Genomic DNA, 26,360 nt, shown 5'->3' with positions numbered 1-26,360 from the left:
CGATTGCTTTTGCAGTCAGTACTGCCCTTAACAAATAGCCAGCTCGTTCACGACCTCAGCTACGCTCTTGATGCTGCGGATATTTCCAATGCCCGTGCCCAGCGCAATGTATCCTTCATCTGTATTACCTTCCAGCATGCCGATACGCAACCCGCGTAAACCTCCCATCGTCTGGGCCAGTTCTTCATTGCTTGCACCAGCTTTATCCATCGACACGAGCTTGTCAGCCAGCTTGCCAGGAAGTGAGCGGTAGTAATCTGGCAGGGTACGGAAAAGCAGCAAATCCAGGCCGTTAGCATTAATGATTTTATCCTTTACTGACTGCGGCACACGGCTTTCTTCTGTCCCAATAAACACCGAACCAGCAAAGACACCCTCTGCTCCCAGCGCATGGGCAGCACGGGCGGTACGGCTATCGGTAATCCCGCCTGCAGCCATGACGGGAACACTCTTCACCGAGTCCGCAATCAGCGGCACGATCGAAAAGGTGCCAAGCGCGGTGCCAGGCAATGTGCCACCTTCATCAAAACCTGTTGCAACAATAATGTCGGCGCCGGCTTTTTCCGCTAAACGTGTATTTTCAGGTGTCGGATTAATATCGCGGTAAATAATTGCAATACCCGACTCTTTTAGTTCATTAAACAGCGAAGTGATAATAGCTCCTTCTCCGTAACCGGTATAAACAACAGCTTTTACTCCCTCTTCCTTTATTACCTGTAGGATAGGCGGAGTCCAGATGTCGTTTTCAGGGGTTGGAATAAGGTTCACCCCGAATGGTTTTTCGGTAAGTTTTTTGGTTTTACGAATTTCTTCACGCATTTTTTCTGCTGTTTCTTCAGGCGTTGATACAGCAGTTTCCGCTGTTAAGCCCGCATTTGGGCCAAGCACACCCAAACCACCGGCGTTGCTTACGGCTGCAACCAGTCTTGCATCGGTAAGCCAGGACAGTGGGCCTTGTATAACAGGTTTTTCGATACCCAGGATCTGGCAGATACGGTTGTACTTCATGACGTGATCTCCTTCGAACAAATTTTCAGCCAGCCTTTTAGGCGACTGTGGTAGTTAATTAATCTGAAGAAGATCTTAAACCTCTTTATTGTTACGAAAAACCATCCAATCTTTAAAACAGAATTACTGATAAAGTAACAATCTTCAGGTCGGGTATGCACGAAAGAGCGTTATCAGAGATGTGCATCCGGACCAAAAACCTCGCACAGCCAGTCGATGAATACGCGGACTTTAGGTGCCAGATACCGACGATCCGGGTAAAGCAGTGAAACCGGTTTTGGCGGGGGCGGGAAATCAGTGAGGATCTCTGTCAGCTCTCCACTGGCAATAAAGGGTGCAAGAGACGGACGCAATCCGTGTAGAACACCCAACCCCGCCAGCCCGCATGAAAGAAACGCTTCTGAATTGTCTACCAGGATGCTGGAGGGAATTTTTATTGACGCGATACTGCCATCAACCGTGAATTTCCACTCCATTATCTGCAGGCTGTGATTACTGAAAAAATTTACAGCCCGGTGGGACTTCATCAGCTCATCGATAGAGTGCGGCGTGCCATGCTTCGCAAGATAAGATGGCGCAGCACAAGTCACCATGGCTGCCGTACCCAGACGTCTGGCAACAAAACTGGAGTCATTAAGCTCACCAAGTCGTATGACGCAGTCCACACGCTCGGCAATCAAATCAATCTTGCGATCGGACGTGCCAAGTACAATCTCAATATCCGGGTATCGGTTCTGAAAATCTCCAAGAGCCGGAATGATGACTGCCCGGGCGAGCGTAATAGGGACGTCAAGGCGCAGGCGGCCTTTCGGCGGTTGCGTGCTGGAAAATAATCGCCGGACGTCGTCCAGCTCGCTTAAGAGCGACAGGCAACGCTGGTAAAACTCTTCCCCTTCATCCGTCATACTGACCTGTCGTGTTGTGCGATGCAGGAGCTTAACGCCCAGATCATGTTCCAGATTCTGAACAGCGCGGGTAACAGCAGGGCGGTGCAGTTCAAGCACCTCCGCCGCGCGGATAAAGCTCCCTTGCTCTACCACATTGACATAAATATTCATGGCTTCCAGCATATTCAGCTGCATCTGTTCTCAGTCCTCAACCATTATTTGTGTCGAAGGGGGAAGCTCCTTATAACATTCCTGTCTGCTGGAACATATCCCTTTCTGAGCTGCTTGTTTCATCTGGAGTAACATACTGCTATCGATATATGACTTTTACCGGGTGATTGAGGTAAGACATGCCATTTGTAAAATCGCTACCAATTCTTCGCAACCTTTTTGGATGTTCGGCTGCGCGTATACAAAAACAAACAGGCCAGGCGATACGGTTACGCATGTGCAGGTCATGCCAGGCGCGACGCTAAAATACGAGCCGATTATGTTTGACCGCCGCCAGTGTAGGTGGCGAGTGTGAATGCAAGACATTGGCAGACAGTGAATAATCAAACCTCATGAAATGAGGTTCCCATTGATTTTTTAGCCCATGTCAGCGCAGCGCAGGAAAATTGCCCGTCGTCTGGAAAGCCCGTCATTAAAACGGGAACTGTCGGAAATGGCTGTTGAGTCCTACGGCGATGCCGTGTTATCTGCAGCGCGTGAAAAGAGTTTTCCGTCTGAAATGCCGTGGGCGCTCGCTGATGCGCTGCGCGACGATTTCATCCCGGACTGACACACTGACAGTGACGAATCAGTCACAATGGCCGGTTTTTTATGCCTGCGCGGCGTGTGCTGCGTGAAATCGTGTGCAGGATAGCGGGTGCAAATCAACAGAATTCGCGCAGCGTCACGGTAGGGAAGGGATCAAACTTATGGGCCAGAAGTTTTTTGACATGCACGAATCCAGCCGCCTTAACATGTCTTTTAAATGTTCTGGTGTATTTAACATAATATACATTATGCGCACCATAATAGCGGAAGGCGAAAAGCAGCCCCCCAGCGTGAATCAGTCAGTTTTTGCGAAACGGATTAAGCAAATGCTTTAGCGGTGGTTCTGGCGGATAGTATGTTGTGATCGAGAAATTCCCTTTATCTACATTGAATGTCGTAAAAAAATCATCCATCAATGCCAGTGCTTCATCATCTTCCAACCGCAGATCTGAATCCAAATCTGTTGACGGTGTCAGTTCTTTTTTCTTAAAAAGGTAAATTCCATCATGGCTTCTTACCAGTTCATAAATCCGCTGTTCAAGAGTATCACTTACCATATTTTATCGCTTCCTCTGGCAATGCGTTTGAAGGACGAGCGCCGAAATGCACCTCCGCTTTGGTGAGGCTGAATCAGTCTTTGGTACATGATGAGTTAAGCCGCAGGGCTATCGGGAAGTATATCGAGGTCTGGCACTACCCGGATGGTCTTAAAGAACTCCGCCTTAATGACGCTGTTCTTCCCTACTCCACCTGTGATCGGCTCCTGGAAATCGGCCAGGGGGCTATCGTAGACAACAAACGACTCGGACGCACACTTGAATTTACCAAACTGGTTCACGAATATCATTCACCGAGGGAAGATTGCATTTTCTGAGTTTAATCGCCAAAAGAAAGCAGTAATAAAAATGATTCAGAATAAGAAGCTCATGCAGCGGTTTCATGATACTCCCATATAAAACAAGAGTGATGATGAGAAATGCAATCTTCCACACGTTCCTCAGGATAACGCTTCAACGTTGATCAGGACCTTAACGAAAAACGATTTTCGGTTGTAAAGCTCTGGCAAAAGTGATGGAACATCTTCCATCCGAACCTGCCGGGTAATCAATGGGGATACATCAATCTTTCCAGAACTGAGATAATGGATGGATGTCTGCCATTCTTTTCCAGGAAACGGTGCAGACATAGAGTTCCAGGAACCAATGACTTTCAGTTCATTACGCACAATTTTTTCAAAATTCAGCCGGGGTAAAGCAACGTCCCCATAAGGTATGCCCAGCAGTACTACCGCGCCGCCTTTTGCCGCCAGAAGCAGCGATGAGCTAATCCCAGCAGCATTACCAGATGATTCAAAAACGATATCGACACCTTTGTCATAGGTGATTTCATGGAACCGGGATAAATAGTTTTCATCTTTGACGCAGAAAGTTTCCGTTGCCCCTGTTTTCGTCGCGACCGCGAGTTTAGCTTCGTCGGTATCAAATGCGAACACGTCCCCCGCACCGCAGATTTTTGCCCATTGAACGGCAAGTAAGCCGATAGTCCCGCACCCGACAATGGCCACACTGCTACCCGGCTTGATATCAACTTGCCGCATGCCATGCACAACCACACTGGATGGCTCAATAAATTTACAGTAGTCGCAATGGAAGCATGGAAAGCAGTTACAGGCCGTAACGCGGTCGCCTTTGCTGACCGATGTAACCCCCCTCCCCGTGCTCTCCACGATACCGGAAAACTCATGCCCCCATGTCAGACCGGGATTATATGATCCTATTTTCCCGAAACGAGATATATCAGACCCACATATACCCGCTGTATTTACTTTAATCAGAACATCATTTTCTTTTTCAATTTCAGGTTTCCGCACGTCTTCATAGCGGACATCCTGTACACCATACAAATTCAGTGCCTTCATCGTGATCTCGCTTCTGTATCAGGTTAAACACACGAGTTTGAGTAAATGTCGCCCCCTAAAGGGCGACAACGACAAACGTACCGGCCATACCAGGGACTACTGCGTTGAATTCAGATCCATGGACAGCTGATGCCAGCTTTCCATGGCTGTTCTCTCAAACATTAAAGGCGTCACAGACACATATCCTTCTGAAACCGCACCGGCCTCACTATGTTCAGGAAACTCGGTGACCCCATGTTCCACGCGGATCCAGTAATAATTTTCTCCGTGTGGATCTGTTGTGGGAAGAACCTGTAATCCTTTCACCTTGCCGATACCCTGGCGCGTGGCTTTAATTCCCTTGATTTCTTCCATTGGCAGATCAGGGAAATTAATACTCAGGCAACAGTCAGTAGACAATCCCCGGCTTATTAACGTATCCAGTACGGGCAGACAAAATGCTTCTGCGGTTCGCCAGTTCACAGCATCCTCAGGTCGTTTGTCCTGACTTAATGCAACCGACGGAACACCGAGCAAGAGGCCAGTAATTGCCGCCCCGACCGTCCCGGAAAGAACTGTCTCAAAACCGATATTGGAACCATTGTTAATCCCTGACAATATCAGCTGCGGAGGACATTCCTTCATCAACTGCCGAACTGCCATCGTGACACAATCAGCCGGAGTACCATGCACGGCATACCGGCGCTCCGCTCGTTGTTCCACCCGGACAGGCTCCCTGAGGCTGACAGAGTTAGCCACGCCGCTTTTATCAGTTGCAGGTGCTACTACCCAGACTTCATCAGCAAGTTGTTTTGCCACACGTTCAAGCAATTTAATTCCCGGCGCATCAATACCGTCATCATTGACAAGTAAAATCCGTTGTAAATATTTTTGAGCCACAGCATTACCTCCCTTTCAGGGATAAATTGAGACCAGTCAGGGATATAAATTTTCCCGGAAATAAAGGGGTTTATTCTTCTTTTTCGCCAAAGCCACTGGCAAATAATTCTTTTATTTCATCCATCAGAATTTGTTCGTCAGGACCCTCGCAGATGATTTCAATACTGGACTTTCCTTTTACTCCGGCTCCTAATACACTCATCAGACCTTTAATAACGGTTTCTTTACCATTATTAATAAGCGTAACAGAAGACTCATATTTTTTTAGTGTTTTAATAAATGTGGCAGCAGGACGTGCGTGCAGGCCCGTGCTGTTTACAACACGAATATTTTCTCGAATCATTTTTACATCCAACTCTACTTGCTGAATTAAAAGAAAAAGTGTCAGGATGCCTTGTTCATCATCAGAATTTTACTGTAGACATCTGCTTCCACAGCTTCTTTCGCTCCCGACATTACTTTTGCCAGATTCGCTTCGTTGTTATTTTTCGTCCAGGCTTGCCCAACAGTGGTAATAAATGCCTTACGCAGATCACTGGCAATATTAAGCTTAACAACATTATATTTCACAAAACTACGGATGATAGCTTCATCGATCCCGGATCCTCCATGAATAACCAGCGGGCACGGACATACTTTGGCAATCTCCTGTAATAAAGGGATATCAATACGCGGGATATCTTCCAGTCCGTGAACGTTTCCGACGGAGACCGCCAGCATGCTGCATCCGGTCTCTTCCACAAAACGACGAACCTGATTAACATCCGTCTTACAGTCCGCTTCGCTGACGTGGTCATCTTCTTTACCCAGAATCGCGCCAAGTTCCGCTTCTACAGGTACGCCAAACGATTTACAGAAATCTACAGCCTCTTTAGTAAACGCAATATTTTCTTCATACGGCAACTCTGCACCATCAATCATCACGGATGTGAAGCCGGCACGAACAGCCCGCTTAACATCATCCAGCTCTTTACCATGGTCAAGGTGAAGACTGACTGGCACATCCATGGTCGCAGCGCGTTTCCGTACGATTTCATAGATATAATCATAACCTGACAATTTTGCGTTTGTTGGTGCAATCTGAATAAAGTTAGGCAATCCTGAACGCTCAATTGCGTCCAGGATAGAAATGGTTGTTTCCAGATTAGTGGTATTGAATGCACCTGCCAGAACACGTTTTTCACGAATGCGATCAAGCAGAATATTACCGTTTACTAATGGCATAAGATTTACCTCTTTCTTCGTTGAAGTACAGTACCTAAATAATATTTATCTGATTTCAGCCAGACATTACCGAAATCAAATGGCATGTGATTATCGAGGAATACCAGTTGTTCCAGATGAAGCACTGGCGCTTCTTCATTAACTTCCAGATAGTGTCCTCGTTCGCTGCCCACAATTTTTGCAGCGTAGCGGCTTTCCGAATATTCAATTTTTCGTCCCGTCATGGCTTCGACAGTCTGAAACAGGTTGTGCTTATTGAAATCAACTTCAGTTATTCCCGGGCACAGCGAAATATTGATTCTGTTTTCAATTAACATAACCCTTTCCCCATCCACACTCCGGATACGCTTAAGATAAAAAATGGGTGTTCCAGGTTCTATCTGTAACTTTGCAGCTACCCCTTTTGACGCCTTCTCTATGTAAGCATCAATAACCTCAGTCGTAAAAGATAAGTGCTGGCTTTCAAGCGATTCAGCGAAAGATAGCAACCCTTCGCCAAGTGAGTAGGAGATATTTTCCTTTTTAACAAAGGTTCCCTTTCCCTGCACCTGAACCAGTAACCCCTCATTTACCAGCATGGTGACACCTTTCTTTACCGTGCCCCGGCTGACCTGTAGGATTTCCATGATCTGATTTTCAGACGGGATCCTGTCCCCTTTACCCAGCTCACCTTTATAAATTTTTCCGCGAACCCATTCTGAAACCTGCATATATAATGGAACTTCAGAATCCTGCAGTATGGTACTCATGTGATGCTTCTCCCGTGTTTAGATCATCTGTATACAAGTATGAACAACTCCTGATAGTACAGCGTTTTTAAAAAATTAACTATATGACCTACTTCACAGTTTCAGCTCACACACTTAAAACCATACGTTAACCTTTACATTCTGTTGAGATGAGAGCCCCTGCACAGGCATACAGAGGCACATCCGTCATTCGTCAGCTTTGATAATGACTTTCAGTACGTCATTATCCGGATTGGAAGCAAAATCAATTGCTTCAGCAATACGGGACAGTGGCCAGGTATGAGTGATCATGTCCTTCGTATTGATTTTGTCTTTTTCCACAATCTCAATCGCTTCCTTCATGTCATATGGCGTCAGTGAATAAGTGCCAACGATTGAAATTTCGTCGCGGAACAACCTGCCAGCATCAATTTCTACGACAGGATTCTTATCAAATGGTGAGAACACAACGATTCTTCCCCCGCGACGTACAACGTTCACGGCCTGAGAAACCAGTGACGAGACCCCGGCGGCGATGATGACGACATCCGGACCTTTACCCTGGGTGATTTCTGCCACGCGGGTTTCAATATCTTCTTTTGCCGGGTCGATCGCGTGGGTTACTCCCACCTTCAGTGCCAGTTCACGCTTGAACCGGGAAAGGTCAGAAACAATCACGGTCGAGGCACCTTTCAGCGCCGCCAGCTGAGCGCTGACCAGCCCAATGGTCCCGGAGCCCAGAACCAGCACCGTATCTTTTGGATGAATGTTGGAAGATTTCAGACCATGTAAGCAGCAGGCAACAGGCTCAATCATTGCTGCCCGGTCCCAGTCAAGACTGTCGATAATACGATGCGTCAGATGTTCAACATGCTGGCGCGGGATACGAATAAACTCACTAAACCCACCGGGTTCCAGATTCGTTTTCTTGAACTGATCACACAGAGTGAAGAACCCCCTGTCACAGTAATGGCAGTTAAAGCAGGGAACATGAATGGCAGTCACTACACGTTCGCCAACCCGGTAGCGTGTAACATCCTTGCCAACTTTCACCACTTCTCCCGATACTTCATGACCGAGGATAATCGGACCGGTCACCGTCTGGTGCTGCGCTTTATGAATGTCAGTACCGCACAAGCCACAGGAGTGCATTTTGATGAGCATGTCCCCGTCGCCAATTTCTGGCTCCTCAACATCTTCATAGCGGATATCATTTTTACTGTAGTAAACACTGGCTTTCATTAGTTAACTCCATTGCAGAGACGCTCAGTACGCATCTTGGATTCATAAAGCGGTTTGTAGACCTGAGTGTAAATTGCCTGATAGTGAGTCACGGCATCACTCTCCGGCAGGTAGCGTCGGGTCTGTTCTTCACTTGTTCCGGGCAGGCACTCCACTTCCACACCGACAGCTTTCGCAGCCAGCATGGCGGCCCCTTTGCTCACGGCCTCATTGACATTACATGCCACGATTTCCCGGTTAAGAATATTGGCCTTAAGCTGTAACCAGTATGGGTTTTTGCAGGCAGCGCCAATCACATTCACTACAGGGTAATTATTCCCTGTCAGCGTTTCGTATAAATCCAGCAGATTGCGAAGTTCAAAACACAATCCCTGGAACACAAAGCGCAAAACATCCTGCGGTCGGGATTTATCATCAAGACCGTAAATTAATGCCCGGGACCAGGTATTTCTGTCCGGGGGACCGCTGCCCCGCAGATGGGGTATAAAGATACCGTCAAGCGCACTGGCCACAGCCATATCCTGCTCGTTACGCAGGGTATCCACCATTCTCAGGAATGCGGACATATCCAATTCAAAAAGGTTTCTGAACCATTCAATGGCATACCCGGCAGAAGGCAGTGAGGCATAAAGGGAATGAAGCCCCGGAAGCACATGCACACCATTAGACACTCTGGCGCGGAAAAAACGTCCGGAGTTATTGACCGATTCGGTCACCACCAGTAATCCCTCCGTCGTTCCTGTTGAATTAAGGATCTGATCTTCACGGGTCAGTCCCACCGCTACGGAACCGCACATATGATCATGCCCTGCGATGGCGACATGGGTATGCGTAGTCAATCCAGTCAGTTCAGAAACATCAGATGTGACGGTACCAATCGCCACCCCGGCCTGGACCAACGGACTGAATAAAGAAGGAGAAAGTTCAGCCGCATGAATGAGCTGCTCATCCCAGTTCATATCAGTGATGTTTAATGCCATCGTCCGTGATGCCAGGGAATATTCCGAGCGTTTCACGCCGGATAATTTGAAGGCAATATATTCCGCCAGACATAACCATTTCCAGCCTTCGTGGACACTGCTGATATTATCCTGCAACCACTTAATTTTGTTGATGCTGTAATTCGAATGCGCAGGGATACCTGTAATTTCATAGATATGCTCTATATCCATGGCAGAAATAATGTTTTCCAACTGCTGTTTCGGACGGGTGTCATACCAGGTCAGTGCCGGGCCCACAACATCATCATTATTATCAAGCAGGACACCGGCTTCGCCAACACTGGCGACCGCTACTGCACGAATTTGCTCTGCATCACCCAGATTATTGGTTATTGTTTTGAGGCCATAAAGAACGCCTTCCCAGATGAGGCGAACATTAAAATCAGTATTTTCTCCGTCTTCAATTTTGGGCGTCTCAAATCTGTACTGATTAATTAATTCCAGAGAAGGAATTTCGAACAAACACACCTTACAATTGGTCGTGCCAATATCGATCCCGATCGTATACATCACTCTCCCCTTTTTTTTGCAAGGGACAACGTTTGTTTGATTCAGAAGCAGAACTTTCTGCTTCTGAATAGACAGGCTTATTTTGCTACCGGAATATCAGTCGAGATTGCTTCATTTTCTGCTATCTCGTCTGCTTTTAGCTGTTTTTTGGTGACACGATATAGCCACAGGCACAACAGGAAGATGACGGGAATAAGCACCAGGGCAATGGTATTTCCTTCAAAGATTTTGACTGCCCAGAAACGATACGGGTTACCACCGTCCAGCAGGCTAGAAATTTCACCGCCTGTTTTCACTGGGAAATTCATATCCCGGGCAATTTTCGTCAGTATCGGCGCTGCTGCTGAAGCCACATACAAATTCACTGCCAGGCATGGAATACCAATGATAAATGCTCTGACAATATTGCCACGACAGGCCAGCACTACCATGGAAATCGGTACCCAGATGTTCGCCAGGTCACCCAGTGGCAGCAAGCGGTTACCCGGCAGAACCACGGATAGCAATACAGCGACCGGGATCAGCAGGAGTGCTGTGGACAGTACGGACGGATGCCCAACCGCAACGGCGATGTCCAGGCCGATATACAAATCGTGACGATCAGGGTAACGCTTCTTAAGGAAGCTACGCACGGCGTCTGACAGAGGCAATAGACCTTCCATCAGTAACTTAACCATGCGGGGCATAATCAACATCACGGCCCCCAGACTCATCGCCAGGTTAAGGACGCCTTTGAAATCGTATTCTGCCAGCAGGCCAATCCCTGCTCCCAGAATGACCCCTAACATCATCGGCTCGCCAAAGACACCAAAACGTTTCTGGATCTGATCTGGATCGGCATTCAGTTTGTTGATGCCCGGTACTTTATCAAGCACCATATTACCTAACACACCGATCGGGAAGAAAATAACCGATGATAAAGTTGGCAGGGAAATTCCCGGTAGATTGAAATATTTCTGAATCATCGGGGCACACCAGTCAGCCATCACAAACGTAATTGCTGCTGTGGCACCGGCAATCAGCAGGCCAAAGAAGAAATTACCGGTTACCCCGTAAACCATGGCGCCAACCATCGAGAAATGCCAGAAGTTCCAGACATCAATATCAACCGTCTTGGTCCAGTTCAACGTCAGCATCAAAACGTTAATACCAATCGTCATAGGTACAACAAACGGCGCGATCTGAGAAGCCCATGCAATAGCTGCCAGTGGAGTCCAACCCAGGTCTACAACCGGTAAATCGATTCCAGTGTGGTTGACCATTTCTTTGGCTGCTGGCCCCAGACTGTCGACCAGTAAGCCAAAAACCAGGAAGATACCGATGAAACCCATGCCGATGGTCAGCGCCGAGCGTATTGCCCGGCTAAAACCGGTCTGAAGACACATTGCCATGATAAATATAATTATCGGCAACATGACCGTCGGACCGAGCCCCAGAATATACTGGACGGCGGAAAATACTTTATCCATCATGCTCACCTTTATTTTTTCAGGATGGCTACGATTTTTTCCAGCAACTCTTCTTCGCCAAATCCTGTCAGCAGAGGAAGGCCATTAAGAACGGGCGTCTTCAGTTCTGTTTTAACCGCCGATGTCACGATAATTAAATCGGCCATGCCATCCTGTTTACCAATTGTGCCAATATTCGACTGTATTGGCTCAACGTTAATCCCTTGAGTTTTGCAGAACTGAACTACTTTTTCAGTTGCTACCGCAGAAGTCGCAATACCACTAGTACAAGCGAAGATAATTTTTTTGTTCATTTCAGACTCCAGATATTAATTAGGGTAATGGGGTAATAAAAAACTCAAGCTTAGAATTTTTAATAAAGATTCTTTGCCAGAAGTTCCATAACGTCATCCTTTGATTTCGCCCAAAGAATTTGGTCCATTTCATTGCTGCGCTGAAAAAGCGAAATTAGCTTCATCAGAAATTCAAGATGCGCATCTTTTTCCTTCAGCAGTAAAAAGAAAATGACATTCACTTTCATGGTGGAGTCGGGATCTTCAGCCTGATTGAATTCGATACCTTCAGGACAGGTGACCACAACCAGTTTTTCTTCACGGACATGCTCAACATCGACATGAGGGATCGCAACCCCCATTTTTTCCAACTGCATTGCTGTGGGGTGATTTTCTTCCCGGGCGATCAATGCCTCCGGATAACTCTTTTCTACATAGTTCTTTGAAAGCAATAAGTTACTGACAGAATTGAAAAGGATATTTCTGTCCAGGGGGGGCTTCATTCAGGAGAATGAGTTCGGGTTCGAGTCTGGAATTCAAAGACATAACACTTGGCCTCATAATGGCTGTCAATGTTTAAGGATTTAAACTGATGACAGGTATGCTTGTCTATATACAACTATGTTCAACTTGTCTAAAAGTTACTCCCGACCACGCGATTAACGCAACCAGAGTCGTTGAAATTTGAGTCTGAGTTCACAAAAAAGCTTTTAACTATTTTTTATCAGCATGTAGTAACTCAGAAAAAGACGTTTTAAATTAATTAGTTAATGAATTTTCACGTTCTATTAATGCACAAGAATTTAGCCATTAGCTTCATTCATTCAGAGCTACCTGAATCCGTGTTTTGGCATCTCCTGTTTGGAACGTGCGATGTCTGATCTGAACTTCCAGGCAATCTGCTTAATTCCAGCTCTATCCAAGAACGTATGGAATGCAACGCCCTGACGTTTCAGTTGCACCAGGTAAAGGAATTCCGGATCTGTGTGATTTCTTCAGTGGACGCAGTAATGAATATGCAGATGAATGTTAGGTTCTGGACATCTGAACTTAGCCTTGAAAAAACCGTCAGCTGCCCGCATCACTGACCGGGCTGGAGCTGAATCCCCTTCGTGAAGGATGCTTTTATTAGTACTATTAAAGGTGCTATATTTAGTCATCAACCAGGAGGTAAATTATGGCATTTCAAATTTTAACGACTACTGCAGCAAGCATTACAGAACTGAAACGTGATCCAATGGGAACTTTCAATGCCGGAGATGGCGCTCCAGTTGCCATTCTTAACCGTAATGAACCGGCTTTCTACTGTGTGCCTCCGGCACTTTATGCTCATCTTATGGATATTCTTGAGGATGAAGAACTCGGTCGTATTATCGATGAGCGTGCGAATGAACGCGTCATTGAGGTCAACATTGATGACTTATAAGCTGGCATTTAACGAATCAGCACTAAAAGAGTGGAAAAAACTGGGTCATACCATACAGGAACAGTTTAAAAAAAAGCTAAGGGAACGGCTTGAAAACCCTCGGGTTCCGGCTTCTCAATTACATGGAAGAAAGGATCAGTACAAAATTAAGCTGCGTGGTGCAGGATACAGACTGGTGTACAGCGTCGAAGATGAAATTATCACGGTAACTGTCATTGGTGTTGGAAAGCGTGAAAATGATGCCGTCTACAAAATGACACGACACAGAAGCTAATCACTCAGGAAATGCTCTCTTTCCCGTCAAGCGATACGACAAACAGGCTCAGTTCTTTTATGTGACGGCACCTTGACATATGCCACGTATATGAAACTATGACCTACGTTGTGTATGTGACATTCATTTTATTCCCGCCCGAAGTGTTTACGCTATCTGAGGATAACATTATGACGCAACGTATCGCGGTTTTTCCTGCTGACCGCCATTCTCTGTATGAGGAACATGGGTATTCCGCAGCCATCCGTTCTGGTGATTTACTGTTTGTTTCAGGCCAGGTAGGCAGTCACACAGACGGCACGCCGGAGCCTGATTTTCAAAAACAAGTGAGGCTTGCTTTTGAAAACCTGAAAGCAACACTGACTGCAGCAGGATGCACATTCGATGACATAGTGGATGTCACCACCTTCCATACCGATCCAGAGCAACAACTTAACGACGTGATGGCGGTGAAACAGGAGATATTTGCCCATCCCCCTTATCCTAACTGGACCGCTGTTGGCGTTAGCTGGCTGGCCGGCTTTGATTTTGAAATAAAGGTTATTGCCCGAATCCCCTGATGTTTATTCTCGGCAAAACCGGTAGCATTATATGTACCGGTTTTATTTTATTCACCCCTGCCCTTCATCCTGTATGATTAACATGCAATCACCAAACATATCGAACTGACATGACTGGATATCTTCTGAGGCATAGGCCTTCATGAGTAGATCAACCCCAGCAAACTGACCGGTTAACACCATATGCGTCGTTTTTGGCTGATGTAAGTTCGTTAGCAGGCAGTCAACCACTTTCAGTTGATAACCTGGATGTATATAAAGCGCAGTCCAGCCAGAACTTGCTTTGAGGCAATTGTGCTCCCTCGAATACGCGGATTCCAGGCATCGTGTAACGGTAGTTCCTACGGCAAAAATACGTCCGCCATTTTGCTTCGCAGTATTAATGATATCCGCTGTTGCTTGCGGAACCTCGTAGTATTCTTCGTTGATAGTCACTTCCTCTACACATTTTGTTTGTATTTTTCTGTTGGACAACATTTCTGTTGATGCAACATGTAAAGTAATAAAAGATATTAACCCACCTTTATCTTTGATTCTTTGGATAAGATCCCAGGTAAAATGAATGCCGGCAGAAGGTATTTCCAAAGAACCATACTTTTTAGAAAAAACGGAACGGTAAGCATCTGGATATTTATAAAACAAGCTGGAATCCACATACTCATCAAGACGCTCACCATGACTGGCTAAATAGCAAATTAAGGTCTCATGATTTTCTACAACGGCCCGGTACTGGCTCTCCTCGCTAAACTTTTGCTCTACCTTAATGGAAATTTCAGGGTTATCAACCAAATAGAAAACATCATTCGCGTTAAGCCTTTCTTTTAAAAGTCCGGAAATAATTATTCTATTATTTGGTAAAAATCCCTCTAAAACAATTTTAATTAACCTATTCTGTCTTGTTTTACAGATAAACATATGGTTTATTATAGTACTGTCGTTAAAACAGATTACATCACCTTCTTTGATATAATCTGTTAATTTACTAAAGTCTACCTTATGAATTTCCCCTTTACTCCGGTTGAGGACAAGCATTTTACACTTTTCCCTGTATGAATCATTGGCTATCCAATGAGGTCTGAGTGGGATAGTCATCTGATCGGTAATGCGAAAATCATATTTTTCGGTAAGCATATATTTACCCTTTGAAAAACCATTGATACGGCGATTGTTATATAGCCGTATTCTGCAGTATACGTTGGCCTTTCAAAGGGTGAAAATTAACTCAATAAATGTTGTTATTATATTTACTTTGCTGGCTATTTAATCAATGTCAGATACCGATATTAAGCTGGACGATCGGATTTGACCGCCCTTTTCTTTTGCTTATTCCGGCATTGAAGCATCGCTATCCATTGCATCGGCAAACTTTTGCATTAGCCGAACAAAGACATCAAGTTCATCCTGAGGCCAGTCTTTAAAAACAACGTTGCCCATTTGCTCTCGCGCAGCGTCTATACGCTCCGTCATCGCCTTTCCTGTACGGGAGATAACGGCCTCGCGTATACGACGATCGATGGCATTATGCTGCCGTATTATCAATCCCAACTTCTCCAGTTTGGCAACCTGTCGGCTTACCGTCGTATAATCACGACCGGCACGTTCGGCTAACTCAACAACGCCAATCGGCCCTAAACGTTCGATACTAATAAGGATCGAAAATAGCGCGCGATCGAGTTGTATCCCCGCCTCTGCAATTAATTTCTCATCATTACGAGGCCGGTTAAGCGCGCTCACCACGCGAATCAACGCACCGTGAAGCGCCTTCATTTGCTCGGAAATATGTGTATCTTGCACATTTTTATTTTCTGACATAGCATGTCTCCTCTTATGTGCATAATACACATATCGGAGAGACGATGACAAGATACACCACTACAGATGTACTGATCTGCGGCGCTGGCGTTACCGGGCTTACTTTAGCCATCGAACTGGCGCGTCACGGGGTCTCATTTCGCCTGATTGAGAAAAGAACGACGCCTTTTATCGGCTCCCGCGGTAAAGGTATTCAGCCGCGAACGCAAGAAATCTTCGAGGATCTTGGGATACTCAATAAAGTGGTCGCCGCCGGCGGGCTCTATCCCCGATTACGAACCTACCGTCATGACGGAAGCTACGTAGATTCAGATATTGCGCATCATACAAAACCGACCCACGCCGAACCCTACCATCTGCCATTGATGGTTCCACAGAACGTGACAGAAACGATTATGCGGGAGCAATTAAAAGCATGGGGACATCGGGTGGAGTTCGGCTGCGAGTTACGACATTTTGCGCAAACCCCACGCACGGTCACCGCGTATGTTGCCGGGCCGGCTGGAGAAGAGGTCATCATCGCGCATTATTTGATAGGCGCGGATGGCGGCGGAAGCTTTGTCAGAAAGAAATTAGGCGTTAACTTCCCCGGTCGTACGCTGGGAATCCATGCGCTTGTGGCTGACGCTTCGCTTTCCGGTCTAAACCGGGATGTATGGCACCATTTTAACGATGGCGATATGGCGCGGATGATAACGATTTGCCCTCTCGCCGGCACGCAGCTCTTTCAAATCCAGGCATTGTTGACCCCGGACGACTCGCAGAATTTCTCAGCCGACGTGCTCACGGCTTTTCTTACTGAACGAATCGGGCGGACGGATGTTCGCATCCATTCGATTCCCTGGGTATCGAAGTACCAGATGAATGCGCGCATAGCGGAACATTACCGTGTGGGTAAGGTATTTTTAGCCGGTGATGCCGCTCATGTGCATCCGCCGACGGGTGGGCAAGGGTTAAATACCAGCATCCAGGATGCCTATAACCTGGGATGGAAAATGGCAGCCTCGCTGCGGGGCGCAGGAGAAGAGCTTCTCGATAGCTATGAACAGGAACGCCGCCCGGTAGCCGAATCACTGCTCCACCTTTCTACCCGATTACTTGACTCTCAAAAACAGGGTGGCATCAAACGAGAACGCGACGTTCAACAACTTGACATCCAGTATACCAACTCCCCCTTAGCCCACACGTTGCCCGAACGTCAGCATGGGTTACAAGCGGGAGAAAGAGCTCCGGATGCACCTCTTTTGGGCGCCGGCGGCCAATCATTACGATTATTTCAGTTACTACAAGGTCCGGACTGGAATCTGTTGGCCTACGAAACCCACGGTAAGGTCATCGATGCGCGGCGAGGACTGCGTATTCATCACATTGGCGAGCAGGACGAGCTCATCGATACCCTGGGGCACTTCCGGGAGTCCTATCATCTGGCCCCGGGTCAATGCGTGCTGATCCGACCCGATGGCTATGTCGGCGCATTCTTTCACGGCAAACAGAGCAACGATATTGAAAATTATCTCTCTCGTTTTGCCATAGGGATTAAAGATGAATACTAATGTCTATGAGAACACCGACAGCGAAACTATTACCCCGCTCAACAAGCGGCGTATTTTGCCTGTTTTCCTGCTTGTCGGCCTTTACGCCGCCAGTACAGCGGCTGTAATGTCGGTACTGCCTTTTTATATCCGCGAGATGGGCGGTTCGCCGCTTATCATTGGAATCATCATCGCCACTGAGGCTTTTAGCCAATTTTGTGCGGCGCCCCTGATTGGCCACCTTTCCGATCGCGTTGGCCGCAAGCGAATACTGATTGTCACGCTGGCTATTGCGGCGATAAGTCTACTATTACTCGCCAACGCGCAATGTATCCTGTTTATCCTGCTCGCCCGCACGCTTTTTGGCATTAGTGCCGGGAATTTGTCAGCCGCCGCAGCCTATATTGCCGATTGTACGCACGTCAGAAATCGGCGCCAGGCAATCGGTATCCTCACAGGCTGTATTGGTTTAGGCGGTATTGTCGGGGCAGGCGTTTCAGGGTGGCTATCGCGTATCAGTCTGAGCGCGCCGATCTACGCCGCCTTTATACTTGTCCTTGGGTCTGCCCTGGTCGCGATTTGGGGGTTAAAAGACCCTTCCACAACATCACGTACCACAGATAAAATAGCGGCGTTCTCTGCCCGCGCTATTTTAAAGATGCCAGTCCTTCGCGTCTTAATCATCGTAATGCTTTGTCATTTCTTCGCCTATGGCATGTACTCTTCACAATTACCTGTTTTTCTTTCTGACACCTTCATCTGGAATGGGCTTCCCTTTGGGCCAAAAGCGTTAAGCTACCTGTTAATGGCGGACGGGGTTATTAATATTTTCGTTCAGCTATTTCTGTTAGGTTGGGTGAGCCAATATTTTTCGGAGCGAAAGCTAATTATCCTCATCTTCGCCCTTCTTTGTACTGGATTTCTCACTGCGGGTATCGCCACGACCATACCAGTGCTTATTTTTGCTATCGTTTGTATTAGCATCGCTGATGCGCTAGCCAAACCCACTTATCTTGCCGCCTTGTCCGTCCATGTATCGCCTGCCCGACAAGGTATCGTCATCGGAACGGCACAGGCATTAATCGCAATCGCTGATTTTATATCCCCCGTATTGGGCGGATTTGTCCTGGGTTATGCTCTGTATGGCGTCTGGATCGGTATAGCTATCTCTGTCGCCATTATTGGTCTGGTGACGGCAATGATTTACCTTTCAAAAAGTTCAGTGCTAATAGTGAAACCAGAAACAGAATAATGTGACAACGTCACAAATATTATTACTCCCTTCTTCCGTTATTTATCAAAAGTATTGTACTTATATTGAATGTTTAGGAGGTATTTATGGAAATTATGCTGGTTGGCATTTGCCCTTGTAACGCGCGGGGAAAGCATGAAAAAAATATATCTCGTTGTTATCGTACTGTTTTTCATTTCTACAAAAGTTTATACACTACTTCATAACAACATCTTCTTTTGTCGAAACAGCCCGGAGTGTGATTTGTCTCATGTTCTCCACGACTACCGGGAGCAGATTTCAGGCACACCGCTAAAATATACCTTGATTAATATAGCTCCATTAGCACAGGTGGTAGTCAGACACTATGAATTATTATCGCAACACTGGTCGCCAGATGACATGGTAACCCCTGCGCAATGGCGACATAACGTTGATATTTATATCCCTGAAACGGCAAAAGAGCACCATGCTTTGGTGGTTGTAAACAACGGAATTAATTATGATAAAGGCGTACAAATCACTGGTAAACCTGGTGATTTCCCCCAGGAAACACTGGCAAGCATCGCCCGTGATACGAATACCATCGTAATATCAGTGAGTGATATACCTAACCAATATTTAACCTTTCAGGATGACAAAAAACCATTGAAAGAGGACGAAAGCGTTTCCCGAAGCTGGGCATTATTTATGGAAGCGCCGGAGAAACGTGAGTTAATGCCTTTAAATATTCCTATGGTCACTGCCATATCGCAAGCGATGAGATTAGCAAAAAAGGAGTTAACGCAATGGAATATAAATTCCTTTATCATTACAGGTATTTCAAAGCGTGGGTGGACCACCTGGTTGTCAGCTATTGCCGATCCTGATGTTGAAGCAATTGTTCCCTTCGCCATTGATCTACTTGATATTGATGCTTCACTTGAGCATATTTATCAATCATACGGTGGAAATTGGCCCATTACATTCTACCCCTACTACCAGCAAGGCATAGATGAGAAAATAAAATCCCCCACATTTACCCAGCTAAGGCAAATAATAGATCCGCTAAGATATCTCAACACTATTTATCAACCCCGCCTTGCAATACCGAAATATATTATTAATGCAAGCGGCGACGATTTTTTCGTACCAGACAATACTCGCTTTTATTATAGCAAACTTCCTGGCGTAAAATCATTACGTATAGTGCCTAATATGAACCACTACTCAATTAACCAGTTCGCTGAAGAAAGCCTCGTTCCTTTTATTAATAGGTTTCAAAGTAAAAAAACATTACCACAGTTGATCGGCCTTATTCACCACCATCTTCTTACGGTCTATTTCTCAGAAGCGCCGGTAAAAGTCGTTCGCTGGACAGCCAACAATCCAAATGCGCGTGATTTCCGTTATGCCTGTGGCATCCGCTATCAGCCGCTTACAATAGATATTCCCGCCAACAATAAGATCAGTATTACGTTAAATGAACCGAAGACAGGTTGGGAAGCTACCTATATCGAAGCCACTTTTAATGATGGCTATGTCGCCACGAGTCAGGTTTATATTACGCCCGATGAAAAATACCCACAGACAGCGCCACCTTCCGTTAACGCCGCATGTCAAACGTTACCGGGGCGTGGATTAGGGGAAAACGATAGCCCCGATTGAATTTTCAAGTAATTGTCTGATTTTAAATAATTTTATCCATCACGCTTGCGATGGATAAAAATCCTCTGCGATAAATTTTGTTATATTGATCACGTTCTAACCACAAGAGAGGTGATTTGAAAATAACCTTAAAATATTGTGGTCAGGCCGCTAGACCACAATAAGAGGATTAATCATGAAAAGAAAAACAATGGGATGGCTTATCGTTTTTCTTCTATTTATAGTTTACATGCTCAACTATATGGATCGTTCAGCATTGTCGATAACTGCCCCCTTGATCGAAAAGGAGTTAGGATTTAACGCCGCGGAGATGGGAATGATCTTCAGCGCATTTTTTATCGGATACGCCCTGTTTAATTTTATTGGTGGCTGGGCCAGCGATAAAGTTGGGCCAAAAACCGTTTTTCTCATCGCAGCGTTACTATGGTCTGTATTTTGTGGCTTAACTGGTTTGGTCACCGGATTGTGGACAATGCTTATCGTGCGCGTTCTTTTCGGTATGGCTGAAGGACCGGTCAGCGCTGCCGGAAATAAAATCATCAATAACTGGATTTCCCGAAAGGAGTCTGCCACGGCGATCGGAATTTTTAGCGCTGGTTCCCCGCTCGGCGGCGCGGTGTCCGGGCCGATAGTGGGCCTGTTGGCGTTATCCTTAGGCTGGCGCCCCGCATTTGGCATTATTTTCTTATTTGGCCTGGTCTGGGTATTGCTGTGGTACTTTATCGTTAGCGATAAGCCAACAATGAGTAAACGCCTGGCGCCGGAAGAACGCATTGATTTTGAAAATCATGAGGACGTTATTTTATCTGATGATGGCCGGGCTACGCCTTCACTCGGCTATTACATGAAACAACCAATGGTATGGGCGACAACTCTGGCTTTTTTCAGCTACAACTATATTCTTTTTTTCTTCCTGACCTGGTTCCCAAGTTACCTGAACCATTCGTTACATCTCGATATTAAAGAAATTAGTATCGCCACGGTAATTCCCTGGGTCATCGGTGCCATTGGTATGGTGCTCGGCGGCGTCTGTTCTGATGTAATTTATCGGATTACCGGTAATGCTCTGCTCTCACGTCGACTTATTCTGGGCGTATGTCTGGCAGGCGCGGCGGTATGTGTTGCCGTTTCCGGTACTGTTAGCACTATCGGCAGCGCAATTACGCTCATGTCAGTTTCACTCTTCCTGCTCTATTTAACGGGCCCAATTTATTGGGCGGTTATTCAGGATGTTGTTCATAAAGATAAGGTAGGGAGCGTCGGCGGAGCCATGCATGGCCTGGCTAATATATCTGGCATTATCGGTCCGCTTGTCACCGGTTTTATCGTTCAATTTAGCGGTAAATATGACTATGCGTTCTATCTGGCTGGTGCTATCGCTATCGTTTCAAGCCTGTTGGTCTTCGTGTTTGTAAAAAGTAAAGGATTCAAAGCCAATGAAAGTCAAAGCTGTGTTCATTAATAAGCCTGGTGAAGTTGAAACCCGCTGGGTGGATTATCCCCATAAGAAAGAAAATGAAGTATTAATTAAGGTTGATGCCGCAGGCATTTGCGGATCGGATATCGGGGCTTTTCGTGGAACGAACCCACTGGTTACTTACCCAAGAATTATTGGGCATGAAGTGACCGGAATTGTTCTTCAGGAAGGTACCGGAATGCCGGACAATATTAAAAAAGGCGACCGCGTGATTGTTGACCCCTATATTTATTGTGGTCACTGCTACCCTTGCTCTGTCGGCAGAACTAACTGTTGTGAAAATTTAAACGTCATTGGCGTGCATGTCGATGGCGCAATGCAGGAGGTGGTTACTCATCCCGCACATTTAATTCATAAAATACCAGATAATGTGCCTTCTGAAATGGCGCCGCTGGCAGAACCGCTGACCATCGCTCTGCACGCGCTGCACCGGGCAAACGTTAAGGCTGGGGAATATGTTGCCATCATCGGCGCGGGGGCCATTGGTCTTATGGCGGCATTAAGCGCGCGACATTACAAGGCAACGCCTATTCTGATCGATATTGTGGAAGAAAGGTTACGCTATGCGCAAAAGCTTGGCGTTCCCTATGTGCTGAACGCCGCTGACGATCAGGTTATCGACGCTATTAAAAATATCACCCACGGCACCATGGCGCAGGTCGTGATAGAAGCCTCCGGCGCAAATAGCGCTATTCGAAATACGCTTGATTTAGCATCGTTTGCTGGTCGTATTTCGTTTACCGGATGGCCAAAACAGGAAACGTCGCTGCCGACGAACCTGATCACCTACAAAGAACTGGATTTACGCGGTTCCCGCACCAGTGCCGGTGAATTTGATGAGGCATTACGCATGCTGTCAACGCTGGAGATTAATCCGCAAGATATTGTCAGTAAGGTCGTCAATCTTGATGAGATCCCTGATGCAGTTAAAGAACTTGATCGCTATCCGGAGCGCTACTTAAAGATTAATGCTGTTTTCCATTGATTTACGGCGAGTTCTACCGCATGGCATATCCGCCATGCGGTGTTATTTACCGACAAACTTAGCCGCCGACAATCTTTCTCACATAGCGTAAATGTTCCAGAGATCCCTCATAGGCGCTGTCAGCATCAGACTGGCGCATCGCATCCACTATCGCTTTATGTTGTTTGTTGAGATTAAGTAAAACATTTCTGTCTCCAGACTGCTCATCGAGCCCGGCATAAGGGATATTAATCCGTTGTTCCCATAACATACGGGACATATCGAACAACACCCGGTTACGGCTGGCCTCAGAGATCGCAAGGTGAAACTCTTTATCCAGCGAGTAAAAGCCGTGGACGTTATTATCGTTAATGGCTTGATCCATACGATGATAAATCGCCTCTATTTGATTGATGACGTCAACGTTATCGTTTTGTGCGGCTAAGCGCGCACAATGGCTATCGACCAGCTCGCGAGTAGAGAGAATTTCTTCGATGGTATAGTCGCTGGCAAGGTGTTTTTTATCTGAAACGATAACCCCATTACCGGACTGAATCACGATCCATCCGGAGATCTCCAGTACAATAAGGGCTTCTCGCAAGGAGGCGCGGCTCACGCCAAGCTGTTTTGCCAGTTCGCGTTCTGGCGGTAAAAAAGTTCCCGGTGGAAAAATATTATCATTGATCAGCTTAATGATGAGGTTGGCTATCTTCTGATAGAGCCTCTCCTGCCTGACCTCAGGTATAACCATGCGCCCTCCAATCCATATCCAGGGGATTTTGAATGGATTTAGCATACCATCCTGGCGCTGGTGATCGTGATAATTAATTACCGTGCATGATAAAGAGAAGCAACCGCCGGTAGCCTCCATTACCTTCGCCGAGACTACCGGGGAAACTAAACCGAGATGAGCTATTTATCCTTTGACGTTGATTTTCTCGAACACGGGCGCTGTCGCGTTCTTAAACTGAGAAAGAGACCAGGTTTTATAGTTGATATCATTGTAGCCGCGCACCATCATCTCACCGTGCGTTAAGTCAGACAGCGTTGTCCAGACCGTATATTCTGAGACCGGTTTGCGGGTGGCGTTGCCTTCCCCTTCACTCCCCATATAGTCAACCGTAATATTTTTCGGACGATCGAAACGGCTCATAATATGCGCAAGCGTATTCATTGCATCGTGGGCAGATGTCGCTTGCGGCGCATATGTGGTGTAATAAACGCCGCGTATAAAACGGGAAACCGACGTATCGGACGATGGCAAGTCTGCAATAGCAATCCCGCTATCAGGCTGCATCACTTTTATCCCGCCCAGTGTGCCTGAAGAGCGGTCCACATTGGTTAATTGCGTATAATTATTCAGATTTGTCAGATGCCAGGGGAATGCGGGACCATTTGTCATCACGCGAGTGGGATTGTCATAGACATGGAATTTGCCATTTTCCACTTCAACGACAATGCTTCCTCCTTTCTTGTCGTAAAACGCATAATGAAATGGCGATTTCAGATCGCCAAACCGATGCAGTTCCGGTGACCAGAATTTGCCCTCTTTTATTGCCTGTTTTACCTCGCCGACAGTAGCAAAACGGGCCAGCGCCCATTCTCCCAACGAGGTGACAGGAATTGCCTGTTTATATTCACTCGCGGGCAATGGCGGCAACTGCGCATTCATGATCATGTTTTCACTAAATGACAATCCCGCGCTATTCATGCCTTCAAGTATGTCTCTGCTATCGCCATCAGTAATGGTGGAAGTAATGGCCAGTATCGGATACTTCGCCTGATAGCTTATCCCCTGGCTGCCATCCGGCGTTTTTTTATCAAACTGTGTTCCCGCCGGGTAATACGTTAACCATGAGGGTAAATCCTGCATATATTCCAGCGTACGCCCATGAAAAATATCGCCTTGTTTATCCTGAATAGCAAGGGTTGTGCAGGCCTGTGCAGCCAGGGCGTATGAAAACAGCGCCGGAGCGATAAATAACATTGCTTTACTTTTTTTCATCATGCTCTCCTTGTTTGTAAAATGGATTGGATGAATATATTAAATTAAACCTATCAATGGTTATGCGGCACGTAATTAATTGTGATCTTATTTTACAAGCTAATAAATTTAACTGACGGGTTTAAAGGAGAGTTAAACACAGCGAACTAACATGAAACGCGTTATTCGTGTGACCATTTTAAAAAATCCCACCATGTTATAAATAAAAAACACGGTTTCTTATCAACATTAAGAGATATCTTCACAACGCTATATTTACTCTACAACACCAATAACATTAAATTAATTTATGTTTTTGAGTAATGTGAGTAGCACACATGTAATCGGTTGTTACGAATTAGAAACATAATTGCTACTAAAACACGTTGAGAAAGACAAGAAATGCAACATATGATGCCCACACTAACTATAGTGGTTTGGGATAAACGTTATGCAAACACAAGATACATTTTATCAAGTTATGCGTAGACACGGCGTGACAAGGCGTAGCTTCCTCAAGTTTTGCAGCCTTACCGCAACGTCTTTAGGCCTGAGCAGTTCGATGATTCCTCAGATAGCTTATGCCCTGGAGAATAAACCGCGTACGCCAGTGATATGGCTGCATGGTCTTGAATGTACCTGCTGTACCGAATCTTTCATTCGCTCTGCGCACCCGTTGGCAAAAGATGCCATTTTGTCGCTCATTTCCCTGGATTATGACGACACCATTATGGCCGCCGCAGGGCAACAAGCTGAGCAGGCGTTGGCGGATGTGATGCGTGAGTACAAAGGAAATTATATCGTTGCCGTGGAAGGTAACGCGCCGCTGAATGAAGATGGGATGTTTTGCATACTGGCTGGCGAGCCGTTCCTGGAGAAGTTAAAACGCGTCAGCGCGGATGCTAAAGCGATTATCGCCTGGGGGTCCTGCGCATCATGGGGCTGCGTGCAGGCAGCCCGTCCCAACCCAACTAAAGCCACGCCGGTTCACAAGTTAATTACCGATAAACCCATTATTAAAGTGCCCGGCTGCCCGCCTATACCTGAAGTGATGTCCGCCGTTATCACCTATATGCTGGCATTTGATCGCATCCCTCCCCTTGATCGTCTTGGACGACCAAAAATGTTTTATGGCCAGCGAATTCATGACAAATGCTACCGACGCGCGCATTTCGATGCCGGTCAGTTTGTGGAAGCGTGGGATGACGAAGGCGCCAGAAAAGGGTATTGCCTGTACAAGATGGGCTGTAAAGGCCCGACCACCTATAACGCCTGTTCAACCGTTCGCTGGAATGATGGCGTGTCTTTTCCTATCCAGTCGGGTCATGGATGCCTCGGATGTTCGGAAGATGGATTCTGGGATTACGGTTCTTTTTACAGCCGGGCAACGGGCATTCCGCAAACCGGCATTGAGGCTACCGCCGATAAAATCGGACTGGGCGTTGCTGGCGTCGCGGGCGCTGCCGCCATCGCTCACGCCACGGTGAGCGCCATAAAACATGCCCGCAATAAAAACAACACGTCATCAGAAAACGCTCCGGAAGAGAAAAAATAAT

The 26,360-nt window shown here is 46.5% G+C and carries 27 protein-coding genes and 1 pseudogene; 11 read left to right on the top strand and 17 right to left on the bottom strand.

Going from position 1 to position 26,360, the window contains the following annotated elements; translation table 11 throughout:
- Window positions 1–27: 27 nt before the first annotated feature.
- The gene (locus ABVN44_RS12180; RefSeq protein WP_023138151.1) at window positions 28–1,008 is read right to left on the bottom strand and encodes a nitronate monooxygenase family protein; all 981 of its coding nucleotides are present in this window, start codon (window positions 1,006–1,008) and stop codon (window positions 28–30) included.
- A gap of 173 nt (window positions 1,009–1,181) precedes the next feature.
- Window positions 1,182–2,090 carry a LysR family transcriptional regulator gene (locus tag ABVN44_RS12175; RefSeq protein ID WP_001176641.1) on the bottom strand — a complete coding sequence of 303 codons (909 nt, stop codon included), beginning with the start codon at window positions 2,088–2,090 and terminating at the stop codon, window positions 1,182–1,184.
- 400 nt (window positions 2,091–2,490) lie between these two features.
- Here ABVN44_RS12175 and ABVN44_RS12170 point away from each other — a divergent pair, with 400 nt between their 5' ends.
- Window positions 2,491–2,676, top strand: a complete 186-nt coding sequence (locus ABVN44_RS12170) for a DUF29 family protein (RefSeq protein ID WP_023231783.1) — start codon at window positions 2,491–2,493, stop codon at window positions 2,674–2,676.
- A gap of 277 nt (window positions 2,677–2,953) precedes the next feature.
- Here ABVN44_RS12170 and ABVN44_RS12165 read toward each other — a convergent pair whose 3' ends face one another.
- Window positions 2,954–3,211 (bottom strand): DUF1493 family protein, encoded by a 258-nt coding sequence (locus ABVN44_RS12165; protein WP_023231782.1) that lies wholly within the window; start codon window positions 3,209–3,211, stop codon window positions 2,954–2,956.
- An 80-nt stretch (window positions 3,212–3,291) separates the two neighbouring features.
- Between ABVN44_RS12165 and ABVN44_RS12160 the strand changes: the two are divergent.
- Window positions 3,292–3,489: pseudogene (locus tag ABVN44_RS12160) on the top strand (ISNCY family transposase); the annotation flags it as partial.
- A gap of 162 nt (window positions 3,490–3,651) precedes the next feature.
- Here the strand turns inward: ABVN44_RS12160 and ABVN44_RS12155 are convergent.
- The 10 genes from ABVN44_RS12155 to ABVN44_RS12110 all read right to left on the bottom strand — a co-directional run bounded on the left by ABVN44_RS12155 (window position 3,652) and on the right by ABVN44_RS12110 (window position 12,400).
- Window positions 3,652–4,572 carry a galactitol-1-phosphate 5-dehydrogenase gene (locus tag ABVN44_RS12155; protein WP_063054244.1) on the bottom strand — a complete coding sequence of 307 codons (921 nt, stop codon included), beginning with the start codon at window positions 4,570–4,572 and terminating at the stop codon, window positions 3,652–3,654.
- Window positions 4,573–4,668: 96 nt separating this feature from the next.
- A complete protein-coding gene (surE, locus tag ABVN44_RS12150; RefSeq protein ID WP_023218032.1) occupies window positions 4,669–5,451 on the bottom strand; it encodes a 5'/3'-nucleotidase SurE in 783 nt (260 codons plus the stop codon).
- 70 nt (window positions 5,452–5,521) lie between these two features.
- A complete protein-coding gene (locus ABVN44_RS12145) occupies window positions 5,522–5,794 on the bottom strand; it encodes an HPr family phosphocarrier protein (protein ID WP_023218031.1) in 273 nt (90 codons plus the stop codon).
- Between the two features lie 41 nt (window positions 5,795–5,835).
- Complete coding sequence (locus ABVN44_RS12140; protein ID WP_023218030.1) at window positions 5,836–6,675, bottom strand: class II aldolase; 840 nt, start codon at window positions 6,673–6,675, stop codon at window positions 5,836–5,838.
- 5 nt (window positions 6,676–6,680) lie between these two features.
- A complete protein-coding gene (locus tag ABVN44_RS12135) occupies window positions 6,681–7,424 on the bottom strand; it encodes a GntR family transcriptional regulator (RefSeq protein WP_023218029.1) in 744 nt (247 codons plus the stop codon).
- Window positions 7,425–7,610: 186 nt separating this feature from the next.
- A complete protein-coding gene (locus tag ABVN44_RS12130) occupies window positions 7,611–8,645 on the bottom strand; it encodes a zinc-dependent dehydrogenase (RefSeq protein WP_023218028.1) in 1,035 nt (344 codons plus the stop codon).
- On the bottom strand, window positions 8,645–10,156 hold the full coding sequence (locus ABVN44_RS12125) for an L-fuculokinase (protein ID WP_023231843.1): 1,512 nt from the start codon (window positions 10,154–10,156) through the stop codon (window positions 8,645–8,647). The genes ABVN44_RS12130 and ABVN44_RS12125 overlap by 1 nt, the downstream gene beginning before the upstream one ends.
- 77 nt (window positions 10,157–10,233) lie before the next feature.
- Window positions 10,234–11,628 (bottom strand): PTS galactitol transporter subunit IIC, encoded by a 1,395-nt coding sequence (locus ABVN44_RS12120; RefSeq protein ID WP_024147325.1) that lies wholly within the window; start codon window positions 11,626–11,628, stop codon window positions 10,234–10,236.
- An 8-nt stretch (window positions 11,629–11,636) separates the two neighbouring features.
- Complete coding sequence (locus ABVN44_RS12115) at window positions 11,637–11,918, bottom strand: PTS sugar transporter subunit IIB (RefSeq protein WP_023218025.1); 282 nt, start codon at window positions 11,916–11,918, stop codon at window positions 11,637–11,639.
- Between the two features lie 59 nt (window positions 11,919–11,977).
- A complete protein-coding gene (locus ABVN44_RS12110) occupies window positions 11,978–12,400 on the bottom strand; it encodes a PTS sugar transporter subunit IIA (protein ID WP_048348840.1) in 423 nt (140 codons plus the stop codon).
- 674 nt (window positions 12,401–13,074) lie between these two features.
- Here ABVN44_RS12110 and ABVN44_RS12105 point away from each other — a divergent pair.
- From ABVN44_RS12105 to ABVN44_RS12095, 3 genes are all read left to right on the top strand, one after another.
- On the top strand, window positions 13,075–13,323 hold the full coding sequence (locus ABVN44_RS12105) for a type II toxin-antitoxin system Phd/YefM family antitoxin (protein ID WP_000885424.1): 249 nt from the start codon (window positions 13,075–13,077) through the stop codon (window positions 13,321–13,323).
- The gene (locus tag ABVN44_RS12100) at window positions 13,313–13,597 is read left to right on the top strand and encodes a type II toxin-antitoxin system RelE/ParE family toxin (RefSeq protein ID WP_000221343.1); all 285 of its coding nucleotides are present in this window, start codon (window positions 13,313–13,315) and stop codon (window positions 13,595–13,597) included. Before ABVN44_RS12105 ends, ABVN44_RS12100 begins: the two co-directional genes overlap by 11 nt.
- A 170-nt stretch (window positions 13,598–13,767) precedes the next feature.
- Entirely contained in the window at window positions 13,768–14,157 is a 390-nt protein-coding gene (locus ABVN44_RS12095; protein ID WP_023206403.1) for a RidA family protein, read from the top strand.
- 51 nt (window positions 14,158–14,208) lie between these two features.
- On the opposite strand, the gene ABVN44_RS12090 is transcribed toward ABVN44_RS12095, so the two are convergent.
- Window positions 14,209–15,288 (bottom strand): S-adenosylmethionine:tRNA ribosyltransferase-isomerase, encoded by a 1,080-nt coding sequence (locus ABVN44_RS12090; RefSeq protein ID WP_023231841.1) that lies wholly within the window; start codon window positions 15,286–15,288, stop codon window positions 14,209–14,211.
- Between the two features lie 192 nt (window positions 15,289–15,480).
- Entirely contained in the window at window positions 15,481–15,969 is a 489-nt protein-coding gene (locus ABVN44_RS12085) for a MarR family winged helix-turn-helix transcriptional regulator (protein ID WP_001293638.1), read from the bottom strand.
- A gap of 44 nt (window positions 15,970–16,013) precedes the next feature.
- On the opposite strand from ABVN44_RS12085, the gene ABVN44_RS12080 reads away from it, so the two are divergent.
- From ABVN44_RS12080 to ABVN44_RS12060, 5 genes are all read left to right on the top strand, one after another.
- Window positions 16,014–17,522, top strand: coding sequence for an FAD-dependent oxidoreductase (locus ABVN44_RS12080; protein ID WP_048348841.1), 1,509 nt, complete (start codon window positions 16,014–16,016; stop codon window positions 17,520–17,522).
- Window positions 17,512–18,753 carry an MFS transporter gene (locus ABVN44_RS12075; RefSeq protein ID WP_001618070.1) on the top strand — a complete coding sequence of 414 codons (1,242 nt, stop codon included), beginning with the start codon at window positions 17,512–17,514 and terminating at the stop codon, window positions 18,751–18,753. The genes ABVN44_RS12080 and ABVN44_RS12075 overlap by 11 nt, the downstream gene beginning before the upstream one ends.
- Before the next feature lie 69 nt (window positions 18,754–18,822).
- Window positions 18,823–20,379: a PhoPQ-activated pathogenicity-related family protein gene (locus tag ABVN44_RS12070; protein ID WP_072103660.1), complete on the top strand. Its 1,557-nt coding sequence runs from the start codon at window positions 18,823–18,825 to the stop codon at window positions 20,377–20,379.
- Between the two features lie 175 nt (window positions 20,380–20,554).
- Complete coding sequence (locus ABVN44_RS12065) at window positions 20,555–21,841, top strand: MFS transporter (protein WP_000824240.1); 1,287 nt, start codon at window positions 20,555–20,557, stop codon at window positions 21,839–21,841.
- Window positions 21,816–22,841 (top strand): zinc-binding alcohol dehydrogenase family protein, encoded by a 1,026-nt coding sequence (locus ABVN44_RS12060; RefSeq protein ID WP_023216425.1) that lies wholly within the window; start codon window positions 21,816–21,818, stop codon window positions 22,839–22,841. Before ABVN44_RS12065 ends, ABVN44_RS12060 begins: the two co-directional genes overlap by 26 nt.
- A 58-nt stretch (window positions 22,842–22,899) precedes the next feature.
- Here the strand turns inward: ABVN44_RS12060 and ABVN44_RS12055 are convergent, their stop codons facing one another.
- Both ABVN44_RS12055 and ABVN44_RS12050 read right to left on the bottom strand, forming a co-directional pair.
- On the bottom strand, window positions 22,900–23,691 hold the full coding sequence (locus tag ABVN44_RS12055) for a FadR/GntR family transcriptional regulator (protein ID WP_000388417.1): 792 nt from the start codon (window positions 23,689–23,691) through the stop codon (window positions 22,900–22,902).
- A 45-nt stretch (window positions 23,692–23,736) separates the two neighbouring features.
- Complete coding sequence (locus tag ABVN44_RS12050; protein ID WP_000976500.1) at window positions 23,737–24,828, bottom strand: choloylglycine hydrolase family protein; 1,092 nt, start codon at window positions 24,826–24,828, stop codon at window positions 23,737–23,739.
- A 427-nt stretch (window positions 24,829–25,255) separates the two neighbouring features.
- On the opposite strand from ABVN44_RS12050, the gene ABVN44_RS12045 reads away from it, so the two are divergent.
- The gene (locus ABVN44_RS12045) at window positions 25,256–26,359 is read left to right on the top strand and encodes a hydrogenase small subunit (protein WP_001194448.1); all 1,104 of its coding nucleotides are present in this window, start codon (window positions 25,256–25,258) and stop codon (window positions 26,357–26,359) included.
- Window position 26,360 lies beyond the last annotated feature (1 nt).

Origin of the sequence: Salmonella sp. SJTUF15570 (genome assembly GCF_043357055.1) — a bacterium.
In the GTDB taxonomy this organism is placed as follows: domain Bacteria; phylum Pseudomonadota; class Gammaproteobacteria; order Enterobacterales; family Enterobacteriaceae; genus Salmonella; species Salmonella enterica.
The sequence above is the reverse complement of the archived record's forward strand: the minus strand, read 5'-3'. Positions and strand labels throughout refer to the sequence as shown.

Excerpts from the sequence above, each read along its gene's own strand:
- ABVN44_RS12180 (WP_023138151.1), bottom strand. The coding sequence starts at position 1,008 with ATGAAGTACAACCGTATCTGCCAGATCCTGGGTATCGAAAAACCTGTT.
- ABVN44_RS12175 (WP_001176641.1), bottom strand. The coding sequence starts at position 2,090 with ATGCAGCTGAATATGCTGGAAGCCATGAATATTTATGTCAATGTGGTA.
- ABVN44_RS12170 (WP_023231783.1), top strand. The coding sequence starts at position 2,491 with ATGTCAGCGCAGCGCAGGAAAATTGCCCGTCGTCTGGAAAGCCCGTCA.
- ABVN44_RS12165 (WP_023231782.1), bottom strand. The coding sequence starts at position 3,211 with ATGGTAAGTGATACTCTTGAACAGCGGATTTATGAACTGGTAAGAAGC.
- ABVN44_RS12155 (WP_063054244.1), bottom strand. The coding sequence starts at position 4,572 with ATGAAGGCACTGAATTTGTATGGTGTACAGGATGTCCGCTATGAAGAC.
- ABVN44_RS12145 (WP_023218031.1), bottom strand. The coding sequence starts at position 5,794 with ATGATTCGAGAAAATATTCGTGTTGTAAACAGCACGGGCCTGCACGCA.
- ABVN44_RS12140 (WP_023218030.1), bottom strand. The coding sequence starts at position 6,675 with ATGCCATTAGTAAACGGTAATATTCTGCTTGATCGCATTCGTGAAAAA.
- ABVN44_RS12135 (WP_023218029.1), bottom strand. The coding sequence starts at position 7,424 with ATGAGTACCATACTGCAGGATTCTGAAGTTCCATTATATATGCAGGTT.
- ABVN44_RS12130 (WP_023218028.1), bottom strand. The coding sequence starts at position 8,645 with ATGAAAGCCAGTGTTTACTACAGTAAAAATGATATCCGCTATGAAGAT.
- ABVN44_RS12125 (WP_023231843.1), bottom strand. The coding sequence starts at position 10,156 with ATGTATACGATCGGGATCGATATTGGCACGACCAATTGTAAGGTGTGT.
- ABVN44_RS12120 (WP_024147325.1), bottom strand. The coding sequence starts at position 11,628 with ATGATGGATAAAGTATTTTCCGCCGTCCAGTATATTCTGGGGCTCGGT.
- ABVN44_RS12115 (WP_023218025.1), bottom strand. The coding sequence starts at position 11,918 with ATGAACAAAAAAATTATCTTCGCTTGTACTAGTGGTATTGCGACTTCT.
- ABVN44_RS12110 (WP_048348840.1), bottom strand. The coding sequence starts at position 12,400 with ATGAAGCCCCCCCTGGACAGAAATATCCTTTTCAATTCTGTCAGTAAC.
- ABVN44_RS12105 (WP_000885424.1), top strand. The coding sequence starts at position 13,075 with ATGGCATTTCAAATTTTAACGACTACTGCAGCAAGCATTACAGAACTG.
- ABVN44_RS12100 (WP_000221343.1), top strand. The coding sequence starts at position 13,313 with ATGACTTATAAGCTGGCATTTAACGAATCAGCACTAAAAGAGTGGAAA.
- ABVN44_RS12095 (WP_023206403.1), top strand. The coding sequence starts at position 13,768 with ATGACGCAACGTATCGCGGTTTTTCCTGCTGACCGCCATTCTCTGTAT.
- ABVN44_RS12090 (WP_023231841.1), bottom strand. The coding sequence starts at position 15,288 with ATGCTTACCGAAAAATATGATTTTCGCATTACCGATCAGATGACTATC.
- ABVN44_RS12085 (WP_001293638.1), bottom strand. The coding sequence starts at position 15,969 with ATGTCAGAAAATAAAAATGTGCAAGATACACATATTTCCGAGCAAATG.
- ABVN44_RS12080 (WP_048348841.1), top strand. The coding sequence starts at position 16,014 with ATGACAAGATACACCACTACAGATGTACTGATCTGCGGCGCTGGCGTT.
- ABVN44_RS12075 (WP_001618070.1), top strand. The coding sequence starts at position 17,512 with ATGAATACTAATGTCTATGAGAACACCGACAGCGAAACTATTACCCCG.
- ABVN44_RS12070 (WP_072103660.1), top strand. The coding sequence starts at position 18,823 with ATGTTTAGGAGGTATTTATGGAAATTATGCTGGTTGGCATTTGCCCTT.
- ABVN44_RS12065 (WP_000824240.1), top strand. The coding sequence starts at position 20,555 with ATGAAAAGAAAAACAATGGGATGGCTTATCGTTTTTCTTCTATTTATA.
- ABVN44_RS12060 (WP_023216425.1), top strand. The coding sequence starts at position 21,816 with ATGAAAGTCAAAGCTGTGTTCATTAATAAGCCTGGTGAAGTTGAAACC.
- ABVN44_RS12055 (WP_000388417.1), bottom strand. The coding sequence starts at position 23,691 with ATGGAGGCTACCGGCGGTTGCTTCTCTTTATCATGCACGGTAATTAAT.
- ABVN44_RS12050 (WP_000976500.1), bottom strand. The coding sequence starts at position 24,828 with ATGATGAAAAAAAGTAAAGCAATGTTATTTATCGCTCCGGCGCTGTTT.
- ABVN44_RS12045 (WP_001194448.1), top strand. The coding sequence starts at position 25,256 with ATGCAAACACAAGATACATTTTATCAAGTTATGCGTAGACACGGCGTG.